2 protein-coding genes are annotated in these 15,764 nt (G+C 70.7%); both read left to right on the forward strand.

Going from position 1 to position 15,764, the window contains the following annotated elements:
• Positions 1–1,725, forward strand: a complete 1,725-nt coding sequence (lnt, locus tag AB0H49_RS25665) for an apolipoprotein N-acyltransferase (protein ID WP_357255122.1) — start codon at positions 1–3, stop codon at positions 1,723–1,725.
• A 378-nt stretch (positions 1,726–2,103) separates the two neighbouring features.
• The gene (locus AB0H49_RS25670) at positions 2,104–15,756 is read left to right on the forward strand and encodes an amino acid adenylation domain-containing protein (RefSeq protein WP_357254933.1); all 13,653 of its coding nucleotides are present in this window, start codon (positions 2,104–2,106) and stop codon (positions 15,754–15,756) included.
• The last annotated feature ends 8 nt before the right edge of the window (positions 15,757–15,764 follow it).

A 15,764-nucleotide genomic window follows, 5' to 3' on the forward strand; every position in this document is an offset into this window, starting at 1 on the left:
ATGCCCGGCCCGACGCGCACCTCCCGCGCACCGGAGCGGCTGCGCGGCGTGGCCGCGCGTTCGCTGGCCGCGCTGATCGCGGGACTGCTGCTGTTCGGCAGCTTTCCGCCGCGCCCGTTCTGGTTCCTCGCGCCGGTCGGCATCGCCGTGCTCACGGCGACGGTGCGCGGCGCGGGCGGCCTGCGCGGCGGCTTCGGCTACGGAATGCTCGCGGGCTTGGGCTTTTTCGTGCCGCTGCTGCCGTGGACCGGAATCTACGTGGGGCCGCTGCCTTGGCTGGCGCTCTCCACCACGTGCGCGGTGTATATCGGGCTGTTCGGCCTGCTGGCCAACCTGATCGGGCGGCTGCCCGGATGGCCGCTGTGGGTGGCGCTGGCCTGGGTGACCACCGAATGGGTTCGATCGAGCTTCCCGTTCGGCGGATTCCCTTGGGGTCGGCTGGCTTTCGGTCAGGCGGATGGCTGGTTCCTGTCGCTGGCCGCGGTGGGCGGCGCGCCGCTGATCGGCTTCGCGGTGGCGTTGACGGGCACTGGACTCGCGGCGTTGATCGAACGGCTGCCGACGCTGCGCGCGCCCGCCGCGCCGGGCGAGGCCGCAGCCGCCGAGGAGTCGAAGGACGCTGCGGGCGTACCGAACTCGGCGGACGAGCTGTCCGGGAGCGGCCCGGCCGTCACGACGAAACCCCGGCTCGGCACCGCGTCGCGGACCGGGATCGTCACCGCGGCAGCGACTCTGGCTGTCATGCCGCTCGCCGGAGTGATCCTCCGGACCGCGCTGCCCGCCCCTGACGACGGTGACCGGACGATCACAGTCGCCGCGATTCAGGGCAGCGTGCCGCGCCTCGGTCTCGACTTCAACGCGCAGCGACGCGCGGTGCTGGACAACCACGTCCGGCGCACCGAGCAGCTGGCCGAGGACGTCGCCGCGGGCCGGGCGCGCAAGCCGGATGTGGTGATCTGGCCCGAGAACTCCTCCGACATCGATCCGCTGCGCAATGCCGACGCGGCGGCGCTGATCACGCGGGCCTCCGAGGCGATCCAGGCGCCGATCCTGGTGGGCGCCGTGCTCGTGAACGGCGATCGCACCACGACGAATTCCGTGATGGTGTGGAACGGCGCGGAAGGTCCGGCGGACCGGCACGACAAGAAGATCATCCAACCGTTCGGCGAATACTTGCCGATGCGTTCCTTCTTCCGGCTCTTCTCCGAATACGCCGACCGCGCAGGCTATTTCGTGCCGGGTGACGGTGACGGCACAGTACGCGCCGCCGGCGTGGACATCGGCGTGGCGACCTGCTACGAGGTCGCGTTCGACCGGGCGTTTCGCGATTCGCTGCGGGCCGGCGCGGAATTGCTCACCGTGCCGACCAACAACGCGACCTTCGGCGACAGCGAGATGACCTATCAGCAGTTGGCGATGTCGCGGGTGCGCGCGGTGGAGCACGGCAGGGCACTGGTGGTCGCGGCCACTTCGGGCGTCAGCGCGATCGTCACCGCCGACGGAGCGGTGCCGCAGCAGACCGAGTTGTTCGTGCCCGCGGCCCTCGTCGCGGACCTGCCGTTGCGCACCAGCACCACTTTGGCTACTCGAATTGGCGCCGCACCCGAATGGGTCTCGGCTATCCTGACCGCTGCCGCCGTCGTTGTTGCGTTGTCCCACCGGCGGAGGTCGCGGTCTGTTCACGCGACCTGGCAGGGCTTTTCGGCCGACCAATCGGTCGGCTGACCTGGATCACGATCTCCTCGACAACCGAACATCCGGTCTCTTCCGGGACGGGCGAGGCCTCCGTAGCCTGTTTGTTATGTTGCCAAGTGTTTGCTGACATGGGCGTCGGGGGTTGATTCCGTCCGCGGCGTAAGCCGTCGGACCTCGGTGTTTGTGGTCCGCGACGCCGCTCGACGCGAAAGTTTGCGGAAATGTAGCTGGCCAAAAGGACGTTCTGCCAACGTCGTTCGATGTGAAACAAATCCAATACGTCGGCCATCCGGCATCTGGGGTGCTCCGAATCATAGGGCGTGGATCACACGTCCTACGGCTCGCGCATGCGTGGCCGCCGTAGGGGGGTCGGGGAGTTGCGTCAGTTGCGGCAGAACGGAGTGATGAATGAGTTCATTGGCCACCGATCGCGTCGACCAATGCACTTCGGGTGAGTTTTCGGCACAACCCTTCGCTCTCTCCCCAGCGCAGACGGCCCTGTGGTACGCCCAGCGGATTCGGCCCGACGTACCCTTGACGATCGCCCAATACGTCGAGATCCACGGAGATCTGGACGTCGGGTGTCTGCTCTACGCTATCGAGCGTTTCGGTGCCGAGACCGAGGTCGGGCACGTCCGAATGGCGGAGATCGACGGTATTCCCCATCAGATGGTCGACTGGTCCCGCCGCCCCGGCTGGGGCCGCTTCGATCTGCGCGACGAACCCGACCCGCGCGGCGCCGCGCTGCGCTGGATGACCGAGCACGCCAGCTCTCCCATCGATCTGGAACACGATCCACTCACAACCAACGTGGTGCTGCGCGTCGGTGACTACGAGTATTTCTGGTACTCGCGCGGCCACCACATCGTGATCGACGGCTACGGCGCGATGAACGCGCTGACCCGCACGGCCGAGATCTACACCGCGGTCCAGAACCGGACGGAGCCGTCGGTCTCGCGCGCGACCGGGCTGGCGCAGATCTACGCCGACGAGTCGGCCTACCGCGAGTCCAACCGGTTCCGCACCGACCGCGAGTACTGGCTCGAACAGCTCTCGGGCGCGGGCGGACCGCTCAGCCTGTCCACCGTCGCGGTCACCTCCTCGACCCCGGATCCGGGCAGGCATCTGGCCATGGGCATGCTCGACGACCGCGCCGACGCCGCCATGACCGCGGCGATGGCGGCGTTCGACACGAACAACTCGACGCTGTTCGTGGCGGCGCTCGCCTGCTACGTGCGCTCGGTGACCGGCGATTCGGATGTGGTGCTGAGCCTGCCCGTCGCGGCGCGAACCACCGTCGCGCTGCGTCGTTCGGCGGGCGTGCTGTCGAACGTGGTGCCGATTCGCCTGCGCTTCGACGCGGGCACCACCGTGGGCGACGTGGTGCGCTCTACGGAACTGCAGATCACCGGCGCCCTGCGGCATCAGCGCTACCGGCACGACGACATCCGGCGCGATTGCGGCTACTCCAGGGACGCGCGCGGATTCTTCGGGCCGATGGTCAACATCATGCTGTTCCACAACGAGCTGAAGTTCGGCGAGTCGACCGGCTCGCTGCACGTGCTCGCCACCGGACCGGTGGAAGACCTCTCGATCAACCTCTACAACGGCGAAGCCGGCCACATCCACGTCGACTTCGAGGCCAACCCGAGGTTGTACGCCGACCGCGAGGTCGCCATGCACCACGGTCGTTTCCTCGACTTCCTCGGCGAGTTCCTGGAATCCGAGCCGGAGACCGCGGCGGCGTCGCTGTGCGCGATCACCGACGCCGAGCGCGAACTGGTGCTGCGCGAATGGAACGACACCGAGACGCCCGTCCGGGAAAGCACGCTGGCCGAGCTGTTCGCCGAGCGTGTGGAGATCTGCCCGGAGGCGACCGCGCTCGAGTTCGAGGGACGCGCGCTGACCTACCGCGAGCTCGACGAGCAAGCCAATCGGTTGGCGCGCTTGCTCATCGCGCGCGGCGCGGGCCCGGACACTGTCGTCGGTCTCTGCCTGCGGCGCGGCATCGAACTGGTCGTCGGCATGTACGCGATCGTCAAGGCGGGCGCGGCCTACCTGCCGCTGGACCCCGATCACCCGGCCGATCGCATCGACGGCATCCTCGGCCAGGCCGCTCCGGTGTGCCTGCTCGGCGCCGAGCGCGACGGGCTGGCGCTTCCGGTGCGCACCCCGGTGCTGATGCTCGACACCTTGGACACGTCCGGCTATGACGCCGCGCCGATCACCGACGCCGACCGGTGGGCGCCGCTGCGTCCCGAGCACCTCGCCTACGTCATCTTCACCTCGGGCTCCACCGGAAAACCCAAGGGCGTCGGCGTATCTCACGAGTCCATCGTGAACCGGCTGCACTGGATGCAGCACGAGTACCCGCTCGACCGCACCGACGCGGTTTTGCAGAAGACCCCGGCCACCTTCGACGTCTCGGTCTGGGAGTTCTTCTGGCCCTTGCAGATCGGCGCGCGTCTGGTGATCGCGGCGCCCGACGGCCACCGCGATCCCGCCTACCTCGCGCGCGTCATCGCCGAGAAGCGCATCACCACGGCGCATTTCGTGCCGTCCATGCTGTCGGTGTTCGTCACCGACACCGATGTGCGCGGGTGCGTCGGCCTGCGCAGGGTGTTCTGCAGCGGCGAGGCGTTGCCCGCCGCCACCGTTCGCGATTTCCACGCGGTGCTGCGCGGCACCGAGCTGCACAACTTGTACGGGCCCACCGAGGCCGCCGTCGACGTCACCTACTGGCCGTGCCCGAGTTCGCCGGAGACCGTGCCGATCGGCTCGCCGGTCTGGAACACCCAGACCTACGTGCTCGACGAGCGGCTGCGACCGGTGCCACCCGGCGTCGTCGGCGAGTTGTACCTGGCCGGTGTGCAGCTGGCCCGCGGGTATCTCGGCCAGCCGCGGCTGACCGCCGACCGATTCGTGGCCAACCCGTTCACTCCCGGCGCGCGCATGTACCGCACCGGTGATCTCGCCCGCTGGCAGCTCGAGCCGACGGCCGAGGGCCGTGGCGTGCTGGAGTATCTGGGCCGCACCGACTTCCAGGTGAAGATCCGCGGCCTGCGCATCGAGCTCGGCGAGATCGAGGCCGCGCTGCTGGACGACGAGCGCGTCACCAGGGCGGTCTGTGTGGCGCACACCGGGCGCACCGGCGACGAGCTGGTGGCCTACGTGGTCGCCGCACCGGGCGCGGACGACGAGCGCATGGACACCCAGACCCTGCTGGCCGCGCTGCGCCGCACGCTGCCCGCCTACATGGTCCCCTCGGCGGTCATCGAACTCGACGAACTACCGCTCAGCGCCAACGGCAAGATCGACCGCAAGGCGCTGCCGGTGCCGACGCTGGTCGCGAGGACGATGCCGGTGACCGCTGCGCCGCGCACCGAGGTGGAGCGCGCGCTCGCGGCGATATTCAGCGAAGTGCTCGGCATCGACGCGATCGGGCTCGAGGACAGCTTCTTCGATCTCGGCGGCAACTCGCTGATCGCCGCCCGCGCCGTCGCGCGGATCAACGTCGCGCTGGGCACCGCGCTGACCATCCGCGACCTGTTCGAGGCGTCCACGGTGGCCGCCCTCACCCAGCGCTTCGCCTCGCACATCCCCGACACCACCTCGCCGCGGCTGCTGCCCGCCGAACGGCCGGAACGGATTCCGCTGTCGCTGGCCCAGCAGCGGTTGTGGATCCTGAACCGCTTCGCCGAGCATGCCGCCGCGTACAACATGCCGCTGGCCGTCCGCCTCGACGGACCGCTCGACCATGCGGCGCTGCGCGCCGGTCTCGTCGACGTGATCGATCGCCACGAGAGCCTGCGCACCACCTTCCCGGAAGCCGCCGACGGCCCCTACCAGCTGATCCACCAGGCCGCCGACATCCCGCTGACCCTGGATCCGATCGACGCCATCGGCGCCGACGTGGCCGCGCTGGCCACCGAGTTCGCCGGGTACGGCTTCGATCTGCGCGGTCAGGCGCCGATCCGGGTCGCCCTGTGGCAGACCGGTCCGCAGCAGCACGTGTTCCTGATCGTGCTGCACCACATCTGTGGTGACGGCTGGTCGGTGACGCCGCTGGCCAAGGACCTGATGGCGGCGGTGGCCGCGCGCGCGGAGGGCGCCGCGCCGCGGTGGACGCCGCTGCCGGTGCAGTACGCCGATTTCGCCCTCTGGCAGCGCGAACTGCTCGGCGACGAGAACGATCCGGCCAGCGCGCTGAGCCGCCAGCTGACCTACTGGCGTTCGGCGCTGGCCGGCCTGCCCGACCAGCTCGACCTGCCGCTGGATCGCCCGCGCCCGATGCGCCGCTCCACCACCGGCGGCCGGGTCGCGTTCACCATCTCGGCCGAAACTCGCCGTGCCGCGGCCGAACTCGCCGCCAGCCGCGGTGTCAGCATGTTCATGGTGCTGCACGCGGCACTGGCCACCCTGCTGGCCCGGCTGTGCGCGAGCTCCGACATCGCGGTCGGCACCCCGATCGCCGGCCGCTCCGATCCGGCGCTCGACGACCTGGTCGGCATGTTCGTCAACACGCTGGTGCTGCGCACCGAGGTCGACGCGGCGGCCGGTTTCGACCGGATGCTCGACGTTGCCCGCGAGACCGACCTGAACGCGTTCGCCAACGCGGACGTGCCGTTCGAGCGGCTGGTCGAGGTGGTCAACCCGGAGCGGTCAGCCGCGCGACACCCGCTGTTCCAGGTGATGCTGTCCTACGACCGCGCGCCGGAACTCGGCGTCGAACTGCCGAACGTGACGGCCCAGGTGGTGCCGCTCGCGGCCGACGTAGCCAAGTTCGATCTGCAGCTCGAGGTGCACGACAGCTTCGGCGACGGTCCGCTCACCGCCGAATTCGGCTACGCCAAGGACGTTTTCGACGAGCGGACCGTCGAATCGTTCGCACGCCGTTTCGTCGCCCTGCTCACCGCGGCGGTCGCGGCGCCGGAGATGCCGGTCGGCGACATAGCCATCCTCGACCGCAGGGAAGCCGACAACCTGGTCCCCATCGCGGCCGCACCCGCCGAGCCCTCGATCTCGCTGGCCCGCCTGCTCACGGCCACCGCCGAGCGGCTGCCCGACGCCGTCGCGGTGCGCTACCTCGGACAGGCCACCACCTATCGCGAACTCGACGAGATGTCGAACCGCCTGGCGCGCGTGCTGATCGAGCACGGCGCGGGGCCCGAGGTGGTGGTGGCCATCGCGCTGCCGCGCAGCCTCGACTCGATCGCCGCGGTCTGGGCCGTCGCGAAAACCGGTGCGGCGTATGTGCCGATCGATCCCGGCTATCCGGCCGAGCGGATCGGGCACATGATCGCCGACTCCGGCGCGTTTCTCGGCCTGACCATTCCGGAGTGCTTGGCCGCCATACCCGAATGGCCCGCGCCGCGTGGGCGGCACCGCAAGTCCTACGTGGACTGGCTGGTGCTCGGGTCGACCGAACTGGCGGCCGAGTGCGACCACCACTCCACCGCGCCGATCACCGACGCCGACCGGCACCACCCGCTGCGGACCAGCCACCCCGCCTACCTGATCTACACCTCGGGCTCGACCGGAATTCCGAAGGCCGTCGTGGTGACCCACGCCGGCATCGCGTCGCTGGCCAGCGAGCAGATGCACAAGTTCGGCGTCACGGATTCCGCACGCACGCTGCACTTCTCGTCGCCGAGCTTCGACGCGTCGGTACTCGAACTGCTGCTCGGTTTCGCGGCGGGCGCGACCATCGTGATCGCTCCGGCCGGGACGTACGGCGGCGCGGAGCTGGCGGAACTGTTGCGCGACGAGCACGTCACGCACGCGTTCATCACCCCCGCCGCGCTGGCCACCGTGCCGGACGAGGGTCTCGACGAGCTCGAGGCCGTGATCGTCGGCGGCGAGGCGTGCTCCGAGGAGCTCGTGGCGACCTGGTCGGCGCGGCACCGCATGCACAACATGTACGGGCCGTCCGAGGCCACCGTCGCCGCGACGGCGTCGGGACCGATGGCGGCGGGACATCCGGTGCCGCTCGGCATGCCGGTGCGCGGCATGCGCCTGTTCGTGCTCGACCGGCGCCTGCACCCGGTGCCGCCGGGCACGCCGGGCGAGCTGTACCTGTCCGGCCCCGGCCTGGCCCGCGGCTACCTCGGCCGTTACAGCCTGACGGCGCAACGCTTCCCGGCGAATCCGCACGGCAGGCGAGGCGAAAGGATGTACCGCACCGGCGATCTGGTGGTCGCCGATCCGGCCGGGCGGCTGCGCTTCCTCGGCAGGGCCGACGACCAGATCAAGATCCGCGGCTTCCGCGTCGAACTCAGCGAGATCGACCACGCGCTGCGCACGCACCCCGGCGTGCGTTCCGCGCTGACGATCGTGCACGCCGGCAACCACGGCGACCCGCGGCTGGTGTCCTACGTGACGGCGGAGAAGGACGCGGAGGGCGTGACGCCCGCCGCGATCCTGGAGACAGCGCGACAGCAGCTGCCCGGCTACATGGTGCCCGCCTCGGTGATGATGCTCGATCGGCTGCCCGTCGCCCCGTCCGGCAAGCTGGACCGAAAGGCCTTGCCGCAGCCGGTGTTCGCGGCCGCAGGTCCGTCGCGCGCGCCGCGCACCGAGACCGAGATCCGGGTGGCGGGCGTGTTCGGCGCCGTGCTCGGACACCCGGTCGAGGGCGCCGAGGACAGCTTCTTCGACATCGGCGGCACCTCGCTGCTCGCCACCAGGTTGGCGGCCGCGCTGCACGCCGAGTTCGGTGTGGATCTGCCGGTGCGGACGCTGTTCGAGGAGCCGACGGTCGCCGCCGTCGCCGAGCGATTGGCGGAAGCGCCCCGGACGCGACGGGTGGCGCTGGCTGTGCACACTCCGCGTCCGGGACGCATCCCGCTGTCGCTGCCGCAGCAGCGACTGTGGTTCCTCAATCGATTCTCGCCCGAATCCAGCGCCTACAACATCGCTTTCGTCATTCGAATCGACGGCGATCTGGATGTGCCCGCGCTGCGCGCCGCGCTCACCGATCTGGTGGAGCGGCACGAGGTGCTGCGCACCGTGTACCCGGAGGACAGCGCGGGCGCCCAGCAGTTGGTCCTGCCGATCGGCCGGGCGCTGCCCTCGGTGGAGCCGATCATGGTCGACGAGGCGGGGGCGACGGACGCGCTGCGCGTACTCGCGCGCGGCGGCTTCGACCTGACCAGGGACACGCCGCTGCGAATCGCGTTGCTGCGCACCGCTACTCAGCGCTACCAACTCGGTATCGTGGTGCACCACATCGCGGCCGACGGCTGGTCGCTCGGCCCGCTGACCCGCGACCTCGCGGTGGCCTACGCGGCGCGCCGCGAAGGTCGCGCACCGGTGTGGACGCCACTTCCGGTGCAGTACGCCGACTTCGGGCTCTGGCAGCGGGCCTGCCTCGGCGACGAGAGCGATCCGGAGAGCGTCGCGGGCGCGCAGCTCGCCTACTGGCGCACCGAACTGGCCAACCTGCCCACCGAGCTGCCACTGCCGTACGACCGCCCGCGGCCGCTCGACCCGACCCAGCAGGCGGGCACCGTGCGGTTCGCCGTGCCGGAGCCGGTCCAGCGGGCGCTCGCCGAACTCGCGCGTGAGCAGGGCGTCAGCCTGTTCATGGTGCTGCGCTCGGCGCTGGCCGTGCTGCTGCGGTTCGTCACCGGCGGGCGCGACATCGTGATCGGCACGCCGGTCGCGGGCCGCACGGACACCAAGCTCGACGAACTGGTCGGCATGTTCGTGAACACCATGATGCTGCGCTCCGACGTGGATCCGGACCGGCCGTTCAGCGACCAGTTGCGCGCCGACCGCGACACCGAGCTGACCGCCATGGCCAACGCCGACGTGCCGTTCGAGCGCGTCGTCGAGGAGCTGGGCCGGGTCGCGGGCGCCGGGGCGAACCGACCGCTGTTCCAGGTGGCGCTGACCGTTCAGGACGGGCCCACGCCGACCCTCGAACTGCCGGAGCTGGCACTGAGCGCCGAGGAACTCGACATCGCGCGCGCCAAGTTCGACCTGGAACTGCGGGTCGCGGCCCGTGACGCCGGCGCGCGTGACTTCGAATTCGTCTATGCGGCCGAGCTCTTCGATGCCGAGACGGTCGAGACGCTGGCCGATCGGTTCCTGCGCGTGCTGACCGCGGTCACCGCCGACCCGCGTGCGCTGGTCCGTGAGATCGATGCCCGCACCGAGAACGAGCGCAGGCTGCTCAGCCCGGCGACCGGCGGGCACACCACGCCGCAGCTCAGCTTGGCGGCGTACTTCACCGCCACGGCGCGGCGGCACGCGCGGCGTGACGCGGTGCGGTCCGGCGGCGTCTCGATGACCTACGCCGAACTCGACCGGCGTTCGAACCGCTTGGCCCGTGCCCTCGTCGGGCGCGGCATCGGCGTCGGCGATCGGGTCGCGCTCGGCCTGACCCGCTCCATCGACTCGGTGCTGACCGTGCTCGCGGTCGCCAAATCCGGTGCGGCCTTCGTGCCGGTGGACCCGAACTACCCGGCCGATCGCGTCCGCCACATGCTGACCGACTCCGGCTGCCGGTTCGGCGTCAGCGTGTCCGGGCACGCCGGGCGGCTGCGCGCCGCGGGCGACGAAGCGTCGACCGACTGGCTGCTGCTCGACGAGCCGGCCATGACGGCGGAGCTCGACGGGCTGGACGACGGACCGATCGATGACGCGGAGCTGTCGCGGCCCGTGCGGATCGCCGACCTGGCCTACATCATCTACACCTCGGGCTCGACCGGTAGGCCGAAGGGCGTCGCGGTCACCCACAGCGGACTGTCGAACTTCGCCGACGAGATCCGCGACCGGATGCGCGTCGACGCGGACGCGCGGACGCTGCACTTCTCCTCGCCGAGCTTCGACGCCGCCGTGTTCGACCTGCTGCTCGCGGTGGGTGCGGGCGGGACCATGGTGATCTGCCCGCCGGACATCTACGGCGGCGACGAGCTGGCCGCGCTGATGGACCGCGAGCGGGTCACCCACACGTTCATGACGCCCGCGGCGCTGTCCACCATCGACAACGAACGCTGGCCGCTGCCGCACCTGCGTTCGCTAATGATCGGCGGCGAGGCGTGGGGGCCGGAGCTGGTGGCCCGCTGGGCGCCGGGGCGGCTGATGTTGAACGGGTACGGCCCGACCGAGACGACGGTCGTCGTCACGGCGGCCGAGGTGACCGTCGGCGCGCCGATCACCATCGGCACGCTGGTGCGCGGTGCGCGGGCCATGGTGCTCGACGACCGGCTGCGGCCGGTGCCCATCGGCGTGCCCGGCGACCTGTATCTGGGCGGATTCGGTGTGGCGCGTGGCTATTTCGACCGACTCGGCCTCACCGCCGCGCGGTTCGTCGCCGACCCGTTCGGACCGGCGGGCGCCCGCATGTACCGCACGGGCGACGTGGTGCGCTGGAACGCCGCGAACGAGCTGGTCTACCTCGGCCGCAGCGACCACCAGGTGAAGGTGCGCGGGTTCCGCATCGAGCTCGGCGAGATCACCGCCGCGCTCGGCGGGCACCCGAGCGTGCGGTTCGCGCACACCGACGTCCGCCACATCGCGGGCGCCGATCGGATCGTCGCCTTCGTCCAGCCGATCGATGTGCGCGCGGGCGTGAACACCGAGGCCTTGCGCGCGCACATCGCGGAACAGCTTCCGGCGCACATGGTTCCGGTGAGCATCACGGTGCTGGACCGGATCCCGCTCACCCCGGTGGGCAAGCTGGATACCGCGGCGCTGCCAGAGCCGCAGTTCGCGGCCGTATCCGTCGGCCGGGCGCCGGAGACCGAACTGGAGAAGCTGGTCGCCTCCGTGATGGCCGATCTGGTCGGCGCGGAGACGGTCGGCGCCAGCGACAGCTTCTTCGACATCGGCGGAAACTCGCTGCTGGCCACCCAGCTCGTCGCGCGACTGGAGGCGGCGACCAACACCCGGCTCGAGGTGCGCAGCGTCTTCACCGCGCCGACCGTCGCCGAGCTGGCCGCCATGCTCGAGTCCGGGCCGTCCGGCGCGGAGGCGCGCCCCGGGCCGGTGCCGCGCGAGCGGCCCGACCGGATTCCGTTGTCCGCCGCGCAGCACCGGCTGTGGTTCCTCAACCGGTTCAACGAAGTCGGCCCGGTCGCCGACGCGGCGGACCGCAGCGCGGGCGCCTACAACATTCCGGTCGTGCTGCGGATGCGCGGCGAACTGGATGTCGACGCGCTGGTGTGGGCGCTGCACGAGGTGCAGGCCAGGCACGAGTCGCTGCGCACGGTGTTCCCGGAGCTGGACGGCGAACCTGCCCAGGTGGTCCTGGATCCCGCCGACGCGGCGGTGACGCTGTTCGTCGCGACGGTCACCCCCGACGGCGTCGCCGACGCGGTCCGGAGTTTCGCCGAACCGGGCTTCGACCTCGGCGAGTCCGTGCCGCTGCGCGCGGCGCTGATCACCGTGTCCGACGAACCCGATCCGGACGGCACGGCCCGGCCCGCCGCCTCGACCGACAACGTCCTCGTGCTCGTCGTGCACCACATCGCGATGGACGGCTGGTCGCTGGAGCCGCTGGCCGTCGACGTGGCCGTGGCCTACCGCGCCGCCTGCGCCGGACAGCGGCCGGAATGGGACGAGCTGACCCTGCAGTACGCGGATTACACGCTGTGGCAGCGGGATACGCTCGGCGCCGAAGACGATCCCGACTCGGTGCTTCGCCGCCAGCTCGACTACTGGCGAGCCACCCTCGACGGTGTTCCCGAACTGCTGAACGTGCCCGCGGACCGGCCGCGGCCGCCCGTGCCCTCCTATCGTGGCGGCACGGTGGAATGCGCGATCGACGCGGTCACCCACCGGGAGCTGCAGGCGGTGGCCACCAGCAACAACGTCAGCATGTTCATGGTGCTGCACGCCGCGCTCGCGGTGCTGCTGCACCGGATGACCGCGACCGACGACATCGCGGTCGGCACCGCGATCGCGGGCCGCGGCCACCCGGCGCTGGACCGGATGATCGGCATGTTCGTCAACACGCTGGTACTGCGCACCCGGCTCGATCCGGACGCGCGGTTCACCGACCTGCTGCACAGCGTGCGGGACACCGATCTGGACGCGTTCGCGCACGCCGACCTGCCGTTCGAACGCCTCGTCGAGGTGCTCAACCCGGCCCGCTCGCAGGCGCACCATCCGCTGTTCCAGGTGATGCTCTCGGTGCGAAATCGTCCGCTGCGGAGCCTGGAACTGCCGGGTCTGCGCATCGAGGCCGAGGACGGCGACACCGGGATCGCCAAGTTCGACCTGCAGTTCACCCTCACCGAGGAGCAGACCGCGCAGCGCGAGCCAGGCGGTATCTCCCTCGCGGTGAACTACGCGAGCGATCTGTTCGACGAGCGGACCGCGCACGGACTCGGCAAGCGCCTGGTGCGCCTGCTCGGGGCGATCGCGGCGACGCCGACCGCCGCCGTCGGCGATCTGGAACTGCTCGACCCCGAGGAGTGGACCGGGCTGGCCCCGGTGCGCGGCATCGAGGCCGACCGCCCGATCGTCTTCTCCGACGTGTTCGAGGCCGCGGCGAATGTCGACCGCACCGCGGTGGCGCTGATCTCGGACGGCACGCAGGTGACCTACGACGCGCTGGATCGCTGGACCAACCGGCTGGCCCGGGTGCTCATCGGCCACGGCGTCGGCCCGGAAACCCTGGTGGCGCTGGGTATTCCGCGTTCGGTCGAGTCGGTCGCCTCGGTGCTCGCGGTCGCCAAGGCGGGTGCGGCGTTCGTGCCGGTCGACCCGCTGTACCCGGCCGGGCGCATCTCCCACATGCTCACCGATTCCGGTGCGGCGCTGGGTATCACGCTCGCCGAGTACCGCGACGAGCTGCCCGACGGCGTCGAGTGGATCGTGCTGGACGACGCGGAGTTCCGCGCGGGCGTGCTCGCGGCGTCGGACAAGGCGATCGTGCAACGGGAGCGGGTGCGCCCGCTGCGGGTCGACAACCCGGCGTACGTGATCTACACCTCCGGTTCGACGGGCACCCCGAAGGGCGTGATGGTCACCCACGGCGGCTTGTCCAACTTCGCCGCCGAGACCGCGGAGCGCTTCGACGTCCAACCCGGTTGCCGCGTGCTGCATTTCGCGACGCCGAGCTTCGACGCCGCGATGCTGGACCTGCTGCTCGCCCTGGGCGGCGCGGCGACGCTGGTGATCACCCCGCCCGGAGTGGTCGGCGGCGCGGAGCTGGCACAGGTGTTCATCGAGGAACGGATCACCCACGCGTTCATCACGACCTCCGCGCTCGGCACGGTCGACCCGACCGGTGTCACCGATCTGGCGCATGTACTGGTCGGCGGCGAGGCGCTGCCGCCCGATCTGGTCGCCCGGTGGGCGCCCGGTCGCAACCTGTACAACGCGTACGGGCCCACCGAGACCACCATCGTCACGGTGATCTCCCAGCCCATGGAGCCCGACGGGCCGATCACCATCGGCGGTCCGATCCGCGGCGTCGCCGCCACCGTGCTGGACGCCAGGCTGCATCCGGCGCCGGTCGGCGTCACCGGTGAGCTGCACCTGGCGGGCAGCGCGCTGGCCCGCGGCTACCTGAATCGGCCGGGACTGACCGCGCTGCGGTTCGTCGCGAACCCGTACGGCAAGCCGGGTGAGCGCATGTACCGCACCGGCGACCTGGTGCGCTGGTGGTCCGGCGCGGCGGAGGGCGAACACGAGATCGAGTACGTCGGCCGCACCGACCACCAGGTCAAGATCCGCGGCTTCCGTATCGAGCTCGGCGAGATCGACACCGCGCTGACTCGCCACCGCGCGGTCGAGTTCGCCACCACCATCGGCTATCGCACGCCCGCGGGCAGCACGGCGCTGGTGTCGTATGTGAAGCCGCGCAACGGAACCGAGGTCGGCGCCGCCGAGTTGACCGAGCACGTGGCCGGGCTGGTGCCGAATTACATGGTGCCGCAATCGATCATGCTCATCGATGAGGTCCCGCTGAGCCCGGTCGGCAAACTCGACCGCAAGGCGCTGCCGGAACCGGTGTTCAGCGCGTCCGGCGGCTACCGGGCGCCGAGCAACCCGGTCGAGGCGGTGCTGTGCGCGGCCTTCGAATCGGTGCTCGGGGTGGAAAGGGTCGGCGCCGACGACGCTTTCTTCGAACTCGGCGGCAACTCGCTGCTGGCCACGAAGGTTGTCGCCCAGGTGCGGGCCGAGGGCATCGACCTGCCGGTGCAGGTGATGTTCGGCGAGGCGACACCCGCGGCTATCGCCGCGCGGCTGGCAGGTTCCGACGGCGCGGCCACCGCGATGGCCGGTGCGCTCGGCGCGGTGCTGCCGATCCGGCCGACCGCTCCGGGACGCCGGGCTCCGCTGTTCTGCGTCCACCCGGCGATCGGGCTGTCCTGGTGCTATTCGGGTCTGCTCGCGCACCTGTCGCCGGACCGGCCGCTGTACGGGCTGCAATCACCGCACGTCGCGGGGGAGGAGGGTTTCGCCACCATCGGCGAGGCCGCGGATTACTACGTGGCGCACATCAAGTCGGTGCAGGCCGAAGGTCCGTACCACCTGCTCGGCTGGTCGCTCGGCGGTCTCATCGCGCACGAGATCGCGGTGCGGCTGCAGGAGTCCGGCGACGAGGTGGCGCTGCTGGCGATGATGGACAGCTACCAGCTCTCCGACGAATTGCTCGAACACGCCATCCCGGGCGTCGCCGACATCATCGCGGAGTTCGGCAGCGACCTCGGCGACGACGTCGAACTCGATCCCACGATGAGCCTGCTCGACGCGGCGGAACTGCTGCGCTCGCGCCCCGGCGCGTTCGCGGCGCTCACCGTCGAGCACCTGGAACGGCTGTACACCGGCTACACCAACGGCACGGAGCTGGCGCACGGCTTCCAGCCGCGCACCTTCGATGGCGACGTGCTGTTCTTCACCGCCGCGGCCGACGAGATCAACCAGGCCGATCCGGCACGGTGCGCGGCGGCGTGGGAGCCGTTCGTCACCGGAACCGTCCACGACCACGAACTGCTCTGCCGCCATTCGGCCATGACCGCACCCGAGTCGCTCGCCGTGATCGGACCGGTGCTGAACCGGCAGCTCGACGGCGGCGCGGGCACAACGAAGGAGGATGCCTAGTGAGTGAG

The sequence above is a fragment of the Nocardia sp. NPDC050713 genome, assembly GCF_040654315.1.
Taxonomy (GTDB): Bacteria; Actinomycetota; Actinomycetes; order Mycobacteriales; family Mycobacteriaceae; genus Nocardia.